Consider the following 13,758-nt stretch of genomic DNA (forward strand, 5'->3'; position numbering starts at 1 on the left):
CGTTCCCATGGAAAAAACATACGATCCTCAGTCCATTGAGCAGACTCTTTACCAAAACTGGGAAGAGAAAGGTTATTTTAAACCCCACGGCGATGCCTCACAGGGCAACTATTGCATCATGATCCCGCCGCCCAACGTGACGGGTAGCCTGCACATGGGTCACGCCTTCCAAGATACCATCATGGATACCTTGATCCGCTACCAACGTATGAAGGGTAAAAATACCCTGTGGCAGGTCGGTACAGATCACGCTGGTATTGCGACGCAAATGCTGGTTGAGCGTAAGCTTGAAGCTGAAGAAGGCAAGAGCCGCCATGATCTTGGTCGTGATGTCTTTATGGAAAAAGTTTGGGAATGGAAAGCACAATCTGGCGGCACCATCACTAAGCAGCTACGTCGTATGGGCGCATCGGTTGATTGGGATCGCGAGCGTTTTACCATGGATGAAGGTTTGTCAAAAGCCGTTCAAGAAGTGTTTGTCCGTCTCTACGAAGACGATTTGATTTACCGTGGAAAACGCTTAGTAAACTGGGATCCTAAACTGCATACCGCAATTTCTGATCTCGAAGTGGAAAACAAAGAGAAACAAGGCCATATGTGGCATCTGCGTTATCCACTGGCCGACGGTGAACTGACCGCGGATGGTAAAGATTATTTAGAAGTTGCCACCACTCGTCCGGAAACTATGCTGGGCGATAGCGCGGTGGCGGTTCACCCTGATGATGAACGTTATCAAGCATTGATTGGCAAATATATTCTGCTGCCTATCGTGAATCGTCGCATCCCAATCGTTGCCGATGATTATGTGGACATGGCTTTTGGTACAGGTTGTGTGAAAATCACTCCTGCCCACGACTTTAATGACTATGAAGTTGGTAAGCGCCACAAGCTGCCCATGTTCAACGTGTTAACCTTAGATGCAGCCATTCGCTCATCAGCAGAAGTGGTTAACACTGATGGCACCATCAACACCAGCTTAGATGGCAGCCTACCCGAGCGCTACGCAGGTTTAGATCGTTTCAAAGCCCGTGATGCCATCGTTGCCGAATTTGAAACCTTAGGCCTGCTCGAGAAAATCGCGCCGCACGGCTTAAAAGTGCCCTATGGTGACCGTTCTGGTGTAGTTATCGAGCCAATGCTGACCGACCAATGGTACGTAGCAGTTGCGCCTATGGCCAAAACCGCAATCGAAGCCGTTGAAAATGGCGATATCAAGTTCGTGCCACAGCAGTACGAAAACATGTACTTCTCTTGGATGCGCGACATTCAAGATTGGTGTATTTCTCGCCAATTATGGTGGGGGCACCGCATCCCAGCTTGGTACGACACAAACGGTAAGGTCTATGTAGGCCGCACCGAAGCAGAAGTGCGTGCTAAGCACGATATCGATGATGCAATCGCCCTACGCCAAGATGAAGATGTATTGGATACTTGGTTCAGCTCAGCGCTGTGGACATTCTCCACCTTAGGCTGGCCTGACAATGTTGAAGATTTAAAAACCTTCCATCCAACCGACGTGTTGGTAACTGGTTTTGACATCATCTTCTTCTGGGTTGCCCGTATGATCATGATGACCATGCACTTCATCAAAGATGAAGATGGTAAACCACAAGTACCATTCAAAACCGTCTACGTGACGGGTCTTATCCGCGATGAAGCGGGCAATAAGATGTCAAAATCTAAGGGCAATGTACTTGACCCATTAGATATGATCGACGGTATCGATCTTGAAACCCTCGTTGAAAAACGTACTGGCAACATGATGCAGCCTCAGCTAGCCGCCAAGATCGAAAAGAGCACCCGTAAAGAATTCGAGAACGGTATCGAAGCTCACGGTACTGATGCCCTGCGCTTTACTCTGGCGGCAATGGCCTCAACGGGCCGTGATATCAATTGGGACATGAAACGTTTAGACGGTTACCGCAGCTTCTGTAACAAGTTATGGAACGCGTCACGCTACGTGCTGATGAATACCGAAGGCCAAGATTGCGGCCCGAACTCTCCGGACTACCAAGGCGGCGAGATGGAACTGTCACTGGCGGATCGCTGGATCATCGATTTATTCAACCAAACCGTAAAAACCTATGACGAGCACATGGCAAGCTACCGCTTCGATCTCGCAGCTAACACGTTGTACGAGTTCACTTGGAATCAGTTCTGCGATTGGTACTTAGAGTTAACTAAGCCTGTCCTGCAAAACGGCACCGAAGCGCAAATGCGTGGTACGCGTCATACGCTGGTCAATGTTTTAGAAGCGATGCAACGTCTGATGCATCCAATGATGCCGTACATCACTGAAACCATCTGGCAACGCGTTAAACCGCTGACTGGCGTCCAAGGTGACACCATTATGCTGGCGCCATTCCCTGCATTTGATGCAGCTAAAGTGGATGCGACCGCGATGGCCGACCTCGAGTGGGTTAAGCAAGTGATTGTTGCTGTACGTAATATCCGTGCAGAGCTCAATATTGCGCCTTCTAAGCCATTAAACGCCTTATTACGCGGCGTGAGTGCTCAAGATAAAGCCCGCATTGAAGCTAACCAAGCCTTCTTCGCGACCTTGGCACGCTTAGAAAGTATGACGATTCTAGGTGAAGGTGAAACAGCACCGATGTCAACTACGGGTTTGATTGGTGAGATGGAATTATTAATTCCGATGGCAGGTCTGGTTGATGTGGCTGCCGAAATGGCCCGTATCGACAAACAACTTGAAAAACTAACCCAAGAAATTGCCCGTATCGAAGGTAAATTATCCAATGAAGGTTTCGTTGCAAAAGCGCCGCCAGCCGTTATTGATAAAGAGCGCGCCAAAATGGCCGATCTCAGCCGCGATATTGACAAGTTAACAGAGCAAAAAGCGGAATTTGCTAAGTTAGAAGCATAAAAGCTAACTCACGTCCCCTAAGGGCTGTTTCATACAGCCCTTTTCTTTATCCAAAAAAACAAGCTTTATTATAATCAATTGGTTGTGCCATCCACCTCACAATGCATAACAGACAAGCTCCTTAATAATGCAGTCCTTATAGCAATCACATTAAATATCTACTCAGTTCAGAGGCTCACAGGCATCTCAATCCAATGCGCATTGACGCAGAAATGGTTATTCCCTTTTAAGTCAAAACAACAGAAGTGGAATGTCTGTGAGGCTTCCGAAGGGCGGCTGATGTCCACTGCATGGCAACGCGCTTGATACACGTTTAAGGCTTTAGACAGAGCACCACTATACCTTCAAGTCTTCGCCTTATCTAAAGCTCGTTGAACTCCCGCTGAATGAACAGATAGTTAATACGATTGGTATTATGCACTTAGAAGCAAGCTACGATGATAAAATCACACTCGGAGATTAGTATATAAGGCAGCGTAAAAGGAGGGTTATCAACGCTCTAAAGCACCAAAGATATTGCGGTCAAAGCAGATACAGCGGAAAAATCCCAATAAAAAAGCCCTGCACTGTTATGCAAGGCTTATCTATATCTATCAATAGATGGTGCGCGTGGAAGGATTCGAACCTCCGACCGCCTGGTTCGTAGCCAGGTACTCTATCCAGCTGAGCTACACGCGCTAAATCGATCACTTGAGTTGCTAATTCATCAACAGACTAGAGTCTAGAAGAAGCACTTTAGTCTCGCAAATAAAATCCATTCACTGCGAATAGAATGGCGGAGAAGGAGGGATTCGAACCCTCGATGGGAGATAAAGCCCATACTCCCTTAGCAGGGGAGCGCCTTCGGCCACTCGGCCACCTCTCCGCAAAATCTGCATTTGTAAGCTATTGCTTACTAAAATGGTGCGCGTGGAAGGAGTCGAACCTCCGACCGCCTGGTTCGTAGCCAGGTACTCTATCCAGCTGAGCTACACGCGCATTTTTTCATTTTGCTGACAAAGCCTTGGCTCTGCCTGCTAATTGGTGCGCATGGAAGGAGTCGAACCTCCGACCGCCTGGTTCGTAGCCAGGTACTCTATCCAGCTGAGCTACATGCGCATTTTAAACTTTTATCTCCACACCTTAGCATTGAGATGTAATATGGTGCGCGTGGAAGGATTCGAACCTCCGACCGCCTGGTTCGTAGCCAGGTACTCTATCCAGCTGAGCTACACGCGCTTAAAAATACTTACTGAAGCAATTAACTACAAAATTTCGCCTGAAATTCAAACCTGATGAGTTAAACATAACTGATGCAGAAATGGTGCGCGTGGAAGGATTCGAACCTCCGACCGCCTGGTTCGTAGCCAGGTACTCTATCCAGCTGAGCTACATGCGCGACTTGTACTTTATCTTGCTTTAATAAAAAATGGTGCGCGTGGAAGGATTCGAACCTCCGACCGCCTGGTTCGTAGCCAGGTACTCTATCCAGCTGAGCTACACGCGCAGTTTTTTATCGGTAAGAAATGGCGGAGAAGGAGGGATTCGAACCCTCGATGGGAGATAAAGCCCATACTCCCTTAGCAGGGGAGCGCCTTCGGCCACTCGGCCACCTCTCCGTTTTCTTGGCGCACATATTACTGTTTGACGAAAATAAGTCAAACCCTTTTTCTGAAACCGATTCCATTTGAACTGTTTTTAATCACATTGCTGTTATATCAAGCCAATGTGTTGATTTACGCCAATCTTTCGGTTTCAAAAATAAAAAAGTCAGTTAAAAAACTGACTTTTTTATCTAGCTAATACGCGCATAAGCTTTGTATTAAAAGTTACCGCCTTCAGAAGGCGTACCTGATTTTTCAGATTGAATGCGTTGGTAGATTTCTTCGCGGTGAACAGAAACCTCTTTCGGTGCATTCACACCAATACGCACTTGATTGCCTTTTACCCCTAGCACAGTAACTGTGACTTCATCACCAATCATCAGTGTTTCGCCAACACGACGAGTCAAAATCAGCATTCGATAGCTCCTTTATGTCTTAATTCAGCTTACACACGGCACTCATCCGGTAGATGAGCTTATTATAGGGTCAGCTGAGTACAAATTAATAGTATTCAATACTCAAACAGTTATTTAATTACACCTTATTTAGCTCGAAAGCATGATGCAACGCCCGAACCGCCTTGTGCAAGTCCCTTTCATCGATCACAGTTGACAATTTACTCTCCGATGTCGAAAGTAACTTAGCATGAATTGTTTCGTTACCCAATACATCTAACATCTTAGTCAATAATCCAACTTTTGCCTGTAAACCTTTGCCAACTAAAGACACTTTTGCACGTTGGCGCTCAACAATCAATTGCCCTAGATCAAGACTTTCGCTTAAAACCTCAAGCTCGTGCAATAAAATATCCACTTTAGCTTCGGCTAACATGAAACTGACTGACTCAACAGGAGAAATTTCATTCAATTTCAAAGGAGTGATAAATTCAACATCTACCTCCAGTCGGGCCAAACAAGCCAATAGTGCTTGGTAACGCTCACTGCTGGTGAACAAACCTTCGATGGTCAACGTTGCTAAGGCTTTGTTGATCGCAATACCTTGTACAGATGCGGCCATCGCAAGCTCAGATTCATCACCAAATTGAATTAATGTACCTTGCCCAGCTTCGAAACTCGACAACACCCGAAGCGGTACTTTAAAACGCTGTGCATATTCAACAGAATCAGGATGAAGTACTTTAGCGCCTAACTTTGCCATTTCAAGCATGACGTCAAAGCCAATCACATCCAGACGCCTTGCGCTACTATCGATATTTGGGTCTGTAGTAAACACCCCTGAAACATCGGTAAATATCTGGCATTCATCGGCTCTTAACGCTGCGGCGAGCGCTACAGCCGTCGTATCGGAACCACCACGACCTAAGGTTGTGACATCGCCATTAGGATCGATCCCTTGAAACCCTGCCACAATCGGCACAATGCCTTGTTCGAGCAAGGACGTTAAGTACGCCGTATCGACGCTCTCAATACTGGCACGACCAAACTGACTATTTGTATGGATTTGCACTTGATCGCCAGTGAGCGATCTTGCCTTGATACCGCGACGCTGCAACGCCATCGCCATCAACGCAATACTAATTTGCTCACCCGTTGAGACCAACATATCGAGTTCCCGAGCACTCGCGCGGGGATCGATTTGCGCTGCTAGCGCAAATAGCCTATTTGTCTCCCCTGCCATAGCAGAAAGAACTAATACTTGCTGCTCACCACTGTGAGCGGACTTTGCAATCTGTTCGGCAACCACTTCGATACGTTCAATTGAACCCACCGAAGTGCCACCAAACTTCTTCACAAAAAGCTTGCTACCACTAAGCTTTCGTTTTTCGAGCACAGCAACCTCTTAAGCTAAACGCTCAGTAATCCAAGGTAATACTTGTGACAGTGCCGCATCCAGATTTTCTGGTTGGCTACCACCTGCTTGGGCCATATCAGGGCGACCACCACCTTTACCACCGACTTGTGTGGCGACCATAGCAACCAGCTCACCCGCTTTGATTTTAGCGATTAAGTCGTTGCTAACACCTGCAATAAGGTTGACTTTACCTTCTTGTGCTACACCTAACACGATAATAGCGGATTTAAGCTTTTGTTTAAGCTCATCTTGCAGACCGCGTAACGCACCAGCTTCAACGCCTTCTAGCTTTTTAATCAGCACATTGACGCCATTAACCACTACCGCATCACCCGCTAAATCCGCACTTGCTGCAGCCGCTAACTTATCTTTAAGTTGCTGCATTTCTTTCTCAAGTTGCTTCATTTTATCTAATTGGACTTTCAGTTTGGTAACAACTGAATGAGCATCAGCTTTCAGAAGTGATGCGGCTTCCTCAAGCTCAGCCTGTTGCTGCGCCACATATGCCATAGCCGCAGCACCTGTAACCGCTTCAATACGGCGTACACCTGCGGCTATACCACCTTCTGAAGTGATCTTAAATAAACCAATATCACCAGTGCGGCCAACATGCGTACCACCACAAAGTTCGATTGAGAAATCGCCCATGGTCACGACACGAACCTGTGAATCATATTTTTCACCAAAGAGCGCCATAGCGCCTTTTTCTTTGGCTTCATCAATCGCCATTTCAGCCACTTTAAGCTCATGGTTACGACGAATTTGCGTATTGACTAACTCTTCAACCTGCTTAAGTTCGAAAGGTTTTACCGCTTCGAAATGGGAGAAGTCAAAGCGTAAACGCTCTGGGTCAACCAATGAGCCTTTTTGAGTAACATGAGTGCCCAACACTTGGCGCAGTGCAGCATGCAATAAGTGAGTTACAGAGTGGTTTAACTGAGTGCGGTGACGTAGCTTTTTATCCACTTTGGCTTCAAGCACTTGGCCAACACTTAAACTGCCAGCCGTTAAGGTTCCTTTGTGACCTGAAGCTTGACCAAACTTTTGCGTATCGTTAACCGTAAACTCAATGCCTTGAGCCATTAATACGCCCTTGTCACCCACTTGGCCGCCCGATTCAGCATAGAAAGGGGTTACATCGAGCACAACGACAGCGTCATCGCCAGTGTTGATCGCAGGCACTGACTCGCCATTTAGGTACAGTGCAGTGACTTTGGCATTGCCAGTAAGTTCTGAGTAACCACAGAATGCGGTTTCAGCATCGATCTTAAGTGCTGCGTTATAATCGGCACCAAAGTTACCCGCGGCTTGCGCGCGACTGCGTTGTTCAGCCATCGCAGCTTCAAAACCAGCTTCATCGACAATAATGTTACGCTCACGACACACGTCAGCAGTTAAATCCACAGGGAAGCCGTAGGTATCGTACAGTTTAAAGACTGTTTCACCGTCTAAGGTGTCACCTTGTAATTCGTTCAATGCGCTATCCAGAATGCCTAAACCACGCTCTAATGTACGGGCAAACTGTTCTTCTTCCGCTTTAAGGGCTTTTTCAACAATAACTTGAGTTTCAGCCAGGCCTTTAGCCGCATCACCCATCACATCGATCAGCGTCGGAACCAACTTGTAGAAGAAGGCTTCGGTTGCACCTAACTTGTTACCATGACGAACGGCGCGGCGAATAATACGGCGCAGTACATAGCCACGACCTTCGTTCGATGGCATCACACCATCGGCAACTAAGAAGGCACATGAACGGATATGGTCGGCAATCACGCGCAGTGACTTGTTAGATAAGTCAGCCACACCGATGATTTCAGCCGCTTTAGCAATCAAAGCGCGGAAAATATCGATTTCGTAGTTTGAATGAACACCTTGCATAATCGCGGCAATACGCTCGATACCCATACCGGTATCAACCGATGGTTTTGGTAGCGGCAACATTTCGCCAGAGGCTTGGCGATTGTATTGCATGAATACAATGTTCCAAATTTCGATGAAACGATCGCCATCTTCTTCAGGGCTGCCTGGACGTCCGCCCCAAATGTGGTCGCCGTGGTCATAGAAAATTTCGGTACAAGGACCACAAGGACCGGTGTCGCCCATTTGCCAGAAGTTATCTGAAGCATATGGCGCGCCCTTGTTATCACCGATACGGATGATATTCTCAGCGGCAACGCCTATTTTTTTATTCCAGATTTCAAAGGCTTCATCGTCTGTTTGGTAAATAGTTACGCACAGACGTTCCTTTGGTAGCATCAATACTTCGGTCAGGAATGTCCAACCAAAACGAATCGCATCTTCTTTGAAATAATCACCAAAACTGAAGTTACCCAGCATTTCGAAAAAAGTGTGGTGACGTGCGGTATAACCCACATTATCTAAGTCGTTGTGTTTACCACCCGCACGGACGCAGCGTTGGGCAGTGGTCGCACGTGTATAGCTACGTTTGTCCATGCCAAGAAACACGTCCTTGAACTGGTTCATACCGGCGTTGGTGAATAAGAGCGTGGGATCGTTGCCTGGTACAAGAGAACTACTGTCCACAACTTGGTGACCATTGCTGCGGAAAAATTCGAGGAAAGCACTTCTAAGCGCTGCTGTCGTTTGATACATGAAATCGTCCTGAATTGGGTAAGCATGACCAGCTACACCATGAGGTAGCCGTATTTCTATTTGCCGAGCATTATAAGCAGACTGAGGAAAGACGACCAGCCTTGAATAGCGATATCGCGCTTAGGAATCTAATATTTTCGATGAGTTTGCAGCTAAGACAGGGCTTATCACCAAAGCGTGGCGTAAAAGTGGTGGAAACGAACAAATTCAACTAGGGCGTGTTGAAATTGATAAGGGATGACAAGCATAGCTTACTGAAGCAAGTTTATACCACTAACTTAGTCATCATTATCTTCCAAAGGGTCATAATCTAAGGCATAGATGACTTGTTCATAACTAAAACCTTGGCTCAATAAAAACCGCACCCGCTTGGCTTTTTCTTTTGCAATCAACTCTCGTGATTGAGACCCCTTAACCTCTGTCACTTTAGGGACACCATATTTTTTGATGGCTTTGGCTTTGGCTTTGGCTTTGGCTAATTCGAACCAATCATAATCAGTCGCTATTAACGCAGCCTCGATACAATCCTTAGTAAGCCCTTTTTGAGCGATGGCTTGACGAATGCGTATAGGCCCATGGCCGCGGGCGATGTTGCTACGAACGAGGAGCTCAGCATAGCGCTTATCATTGATAAATCCAGACGCTTCACAATCATCGAGCACAGGATCGATATCAAGAACTTCAAAGCCTTTTTCGAGCAGTTTGGTTCGGATTTCTTGGCGGGAATAATCGCGGCGCGCTAACAGCGCGACCGCGATTTGACGGGCTGACTGACTCAGAACACTTCGCCTGTTTCTAAATCAATATTCCCCTCGACATTGTCATCATCGGATGCCGATGATGCCAGGGCACTCGGGTTACTCAACAATAGCTCACGCAATGTCTTATCGATTTCAGCGGCTATAGCTGGGTTTTCAGTCAAATATTTACCCGCATTTGCACGGCCTTGACCAATTTTATCGCCCTTGTAGCTATACCAAGCGCCTGCTTTCTCAATCAGTTTATGGGCTACACCTAAATCAACTAACTCGCCAGTACGGTTGATACCTTGACCGTATAGAATTTGGAACTCTGCTTGTTTAAATGGCGCTGCAACTTTGTTTTTAACGACTTTTACGCGTGTCTCGTTACCAACCACCTCATCACCTTCTTTGATAGCGCCTGTACGGCGGATATCCAAACGAACAGAGGCATAGAATTTCAGAGCATTACCACCCGTTGTGGTTTCTGGGTTACCAAACATCACCCCAATCTTCATACGAATTTGGTTGATGAAGATTAACAGAGTGTTCGATTGCTTGAGGTTACCCGCTAACTTACGCATTGCTTGGCTCATCATACGAGCCGCTAAGCCCATGTGTGAGTCACCAATTTCACCTTCAATCTCCGCCTTTGGTGTTAATGCCGCTACCGAGTCAACGATAATCACATCAACCGCACCAGAACGGGTTAATGCATCACAAATCTCAAGGGCTTGCTCACCGGTATCGGGCTGTGAACACAATAAGTTATCAATATCAACGCCTAATTTTTTCGCGTAGATAGGATCAAGAGCGTGTTCTGCATCGATAAAGGCACAGGTTTTACCTTCGCGCTGAGCGGCGGCAATCACTTCTAATGTCAGAGTTGTTTTACCTGATGACTCTGGACCATAGATCTCAACGATACGGCCCATAGGCAAACCACCTGCCCCAAGAGCGACGTCAAGGGAAAGAGAACCTGTAGAAATGGTCTCAACATCCATAGAGCGGTCTTCGCCCAGCTTCATGATGGAGCCTTTACCAAATTGCTTCTCAATTTGGCTCAATACCGCAGCAAGTGCTTTCTCTTTGTTTGGATCGACCTTCATTCCTGTTCCCTCATCTAGACAGTATCAGTACTGTCAAAAGTGATATTCAATTTAATAAAGCAGGTGATCAAAAAGCGAGGCTCTTTGTCATTATCTGCAGACTAGTATACTGTACAATCATACAGTATCAAGGCCTGAGGATGAATTATTTTTACGTCTTAATATTTTCCAACTTAGACAAGCGGTTACATAGCAACACGACGAATTAATCAAGATAACAGTGAATATCCACGGTTTACGGATCAATTTTCCGTAAATTGTTGCTAAGATTGGCGCCAATTGATTTTAGACAGTAAGAATACAAATCTGCTGATTTTGATCCCATTACTGTATGACTTTATTCCCTATTTAGGGCCGGCATAACGGACGAAAACGATTTAATGAATCCTATAGATACCGATGATTTAGAAAAACACACCCCAATGATGCGTCAGTATTTGAGCATGAAGGCAGAACATCACGATATGTTACTGTTTTATCGCATGGGTGACTTCTATGAACTCTTCTATGATGATGCTAAGCGTGCCTCAGAATTATTAGGTATTTCTCTCACTGCCCGTGGTAAAAGTGGCGGCGATCCGATCCCTATGGCGGGCATTCCCTATCATGCAGTGGAAGGTTATCTGGCGAAACTGGTACAGATAGGTCAATCGGTTGCGATTTGTGAGCAAATTGGCGATCCAGCAACCTCCAAAGGCCCCGTTGAGCGTAAAGTCGTACGTATCGTCACTCCAGGCACCTTAACCGACGAAGCCCTATTACAGGAACGACAGGACAATCTGTTAGCTGCTGTTTATCAGGGCAAAGTAGGTTTTGGCTATGCGACTCTTGATGTGTCTTCTGGCCGCTTTGTTATTGCCGAGTTAGAGACCAAAGAGTCCCTCGAAGCCGAATTGCAACGTACCAATCCGGTCGAAATTCTTTATAGCGAAGATTTTGGTGCACTGGATTTATTGCACCATTTCAAAGGTAAACGCCGCCGCCCAGAATGGGAGTTTGACTACGATACCAGCATCAAACTGTTACTCGCCCAATTTGGCACTAAGGATTTACATGGCTTTGGTATAACCGATGCTCGCCTATCGCTGCAAGCGGCGGGCTGCTTAATGCAATATGTCAAAGATACCCAACGTACCGCCCTACCCCATATCAATGCTATTACTCGCTTTAATCAAACCGACACCATTGTCTTGGATGCTGCCACTCGCCGTAATCTAGAGCTGACACAGAATTTAAGTGGTGGTCGAGATAACACCTTAGCTGCAGTGCTCGATAACACTGCCACAGCCATGGGTAGCCGGATGTTGCAACGCTGGATCCATCAACCCCTTAGGGATCATGCGCTCATTTTGGCCCGCCAAACAGCAGTCAATGAATTACTTGAAACCGCAGTGCATGAGTCATTGCATGAACAACTTAAAGCACTCGGCGATATTGAGCGGATCATGGCTAGACTGGCACTGCGTACAGCACGCCCGAGAGATTTTGCCCGTCTGCGACAAGCCTTAAGCCTGTTACCGCAATTGCAACTGTCTTTAAGCCAATTAAGCGCTCCCCATACAGTCAAACTTGGCCAACTCTTGGGCGAATTTCCACAAGAACAACAACTACTTGAGCACGCCATTGTCGATAATCCCCCTATGCTTATCCGTGATGGCGGCGTGATCCGTGAAGGCTACAATGCAGAATTAGATGAGTGGCGTGGCTTAAGCGAAGGTGCCAGTGATTATCTAGTACAACTCGAAGCGCGGGAAAAGGAACGCACAGGCATTGCGACACTGAAGGTCGGATACAACCGAGTCCATGGCTATTACATTGAAGTCAGCCGACTACAATCCAACCAAGTGCCATTAAATTATCAACGCCGTCAAACCCTTAAAAATATGGAGCGGTACATCACGCCAGAACTTAAGGAATATGAAGAAAAGGTACTTTCTAGCCAAGGCAAAGCCCTCGCCCTTGAAAAACAACTCTGGGACGAATTGTTCGATTTGATCCTACCCAAGTTGCATGAATTACAAGACTTCGCCAGAGCCGCTGCCGAGCTTGATGTTCTCAGCAATTTTGCTGAACGTGCCGAAACCCTCGGTTATACCAGCCCAGAACTGAGCAGCGAAATAGGTGTTAAAATCGAGGCAGGTCGCCACCCTGTAGTTGAGCGAGTCAGTCAAACCCCGTTTATCGCCAACCCAGTAACACTGCATAATCAGCGGCGAATGTTGATAGTTACCGGCCCTAACATGGGCGGTAAATCAACCTATATGCGTCAAGTGGCGCTTATTACCCTCATGGCCCATATTGGCTGTTTTGTGCCAGCGGAACGTGCAACGATTGGTCCCATCGATCGAATTTTTACCCGTATTGGCGCCTCAGATGATCTCGCCTCTGGCCGTTCAACCTTTATGGTGGAAATGACCGAAACTGCCAATATTCTTCATAATGCCACTGCGCAAAGTTTAGTACTGATGGACGAAATTGGCCGTGGTACATCAACCTATGATGGCCTGTCGTTAGCTTGGTCAGCGGCGGAATATTTAGCGCAGCAAGTGGGTGCAATGACGCTCTTCGCCACCCATTATTTTGAGCTAACACAACTGCCAGAACTGATGTCCGGCGTCTATAACGTACATCTAGACGCAATTGAACATGAAGATACGATTGCCTTTATGCATGCAGTGCAGGAAGGCGCGGCCAGTAAGAGTTACGGTTTACAAGTTGCGGCGCTTGCCGGCGTCCCTGCACGAGTGATTAAGGCGGCAAAACATAAGTTACATCAGCTTGAAAGTCGCGATCATCAAGTAGAAGGTACTAAAACGCCGATTCAAACCTTATTAGCCCTGCCTGAACCAGTGGAAAATCCTGCGGTAAGTAAACTAAAGGCAATTAATCCTGATAATCTGACCCCTAAACAGGCGCTGGATTTGCTCTATGAGCTAAAACGCTTGAGCTAGGTGCATTTATCATGATGACTTAACAATAAAAACGCCCAAACAATTGGGCGTTTTTTATGGGGTGAT

Annotated in this window: 7 protein-coding genes and 8 tRNA genes; 2 read left to right on the top strand and 13 right to left on the bottom strand. The window is 46.7% G+C overall.

The window, feature by feature from the left end; translation table 11 throughout:
- Positions 1–7 precede the first annotated feature (7 nt).
- A complete protein-coding gene (locus tag SO_RS15965) occupies positions 8–2,884 on the top strand; it encodes a valine--tRNA ligase (RefSeq protein WP_011073282.1) in 2,877 nt (958 codons plus the stop codon).
- 601 nt (positions 2,885–3,485) lie between these two features.
- Here the strand turns inward: SO_RS15965 and SO_RS15970 are convergent.
- The 13 genes from SO_RS15970 to recA form a co-directional block, all read right to left on the bottom strand.
- Positions 3,486–3,562: transfer RNA gene (locus SO_RS15970), tRNA-Arg, on the bottom strand.
- Between the two features lie 95 nt (positions 3,563–3,657).
- Positions 3,658–3,749: transfer RNA gene (locus SO_RS15975), tRNA-Ser, on the bottom strand.
- Positions 3,750–3,785: 36 nt separating this feature from the next.
- A tRNA-Arg gene (locus SO_RS15980) sits at positions 3,786–3,862 on the bottom strand.
- A gap of 43 nt (positions 3,863–3,905) precedes the next feature.
- Positions 3,906–3,982, bottom strand: a tRNA-Arg gene (locus SO_RS15985).
- A gap of 43 nt (positions 3,983–4,025) precedes the next feature.
- Positions 4,026–4,102: transfer RNA gene (locus SO_RS15990), tRNA-Arg, on the bottom strand.
- A gap of 83 nt (positions 4,103–4,185) precedes the next feature.
- Positions 4,186–4,262, bottom strand: a tRNA-Arg gene (locus SO_RS15995).
- A gap of 31 nt (positions 4,263–4,293) precedes the next feature.
- Positions 4,294–4,370: transfer RNA gene (locus SO_RS16000), tRNA-Arg, on the bottom strand.
- A gap of 20 nt (positions 4,371–4,390) precedes the next feature.
- Positions 4,391–4,482: transfer RNA gene (locus SO_RS16005), tRNA-Ser, on the bottom strand.
- 203 nt (positions 4,483–4,685) lie between these two features.
- The gene (gene csrA / locus SO_RS16010; RefSeq protein ID WP_006082602.1) at positions 4,686–4,883 is read right to left on the bottom strand and encodes a carbon storage regulator CsrA; all 198 of its coding nucleotides are present in this window, start codon (positions 4,881–4,883) and stop codon (positions 4,686–4,688) included.
- A 118-nt stretch (positions 4,884–5,001) separates the two neighbouring features.
- The gene (locus tag SO_RS16015; RefSeq protein WP_011073283.1) at positions 5,002–6,258 is read right to left on the bottom strand and encodes an aspartate kinase; all 1,257 of its coding nucleotides are present in this window, start codon (positions 6,256–6,258) and stop codon (positions 5,002–5,004) included.
- A gap of 9 nt (positions 6,259–6,267) precedes the next feature.
- Positions 6,268–8,892: an alanine--tRNA ligase gene (alaS, locus tag SO_RS16020; RefSeq protein WP_011073284.1), complete on the bottom strand. Its 2,625-nt coding sequence runs from the start codon at positions 8,890–8,892 to the stop codon at positions 6,268–6,270.
- Between the two features lie 278 nt (positions 8,893–9,170).
- Positions 9,171–9,650 carry a regulatory protein RecX gene (locus tag SO_RS16025; RefSeq protein ID WP_405130462.1) on the bottom strand — a complete coding sequence of 160 codons (480 nt, stop codon included), beginning with the start codon at positions 9,648–9,650 and terminating at the stop codon, positions 9,171–9,173.
- 17 nt (positions 9,651–9,667) lie between these two features.
- Complete coding sequence (gene recA, locus SO_RS16030; protein WP_011073286.1) at positions 9,668–10,741, bottom strand: recombinase RecA; 1,074 nt, start codon at positions 10,739–10,741, stop codon at positions 9,668–9,670.
- Between the two features lie 380 nt (positions 10,742–11,121).
- On the opposite strand from recA, the gene mutS reads away from it, so the two are divergent.
- On the top strand, positions 11,122–13,692 hold the full coding sequence (gene mutS, locus SO_RS16035) for a DNA mismatch repair protein MutS (RefSeq protein WP_011073287.1): 2,571 nt from the start codon (positions 11,122–11,124) through the stop codon (positions 13,690–13,692).
- Positions 13,693–13,758: the final 66 nt, after the last annotated feature.

The sequence above is a fragment of the Shewanella oneidensis MR-1 genome, assembly GCF_000146165.2.
In the GTDB taxonomy this organism is placed as follows: Bacteria; Pseudomonadota; Gammaproteobacteria; order Enterobacterales; family Shewanellaceae; genus Shewanella; species Shewanella oneidensis.

Coding starts and splice junctions, on each gene's coding strand:
- SO_RS15965 (WP_011073282.1), top strand. CDS start 8: ATGGAAAAAACATACGATCCTCAGTCCATTGAGCAGACTCTTTACCAA.
- csrA (WP_006082602.1), bottom strand. CDS start 4,883: ATGCTGATTTTGACTCGTCGTGTTGGCGAAACACTGATGATTGGTGAT.
- alaS (WP_011073284.1), bottom strand. CDS start 8,892: ATGTATCAAACGACAGCAGCGCTTAGAAGTGCTTTCCTCGAATTTTTC.
- recA (WP_011073286.1), bottom strand. CDS start 10,741: ATGAAGGTCGATCCAAACAAAGAGAAAGCACTTGCTGCGGTATTGAGC.
- mutS (WP_011073287.1), top strand. CDS start 11,122: ATGAATCCTATAGATACCGATGATTTAGAAAAACACACCCCAATGATG.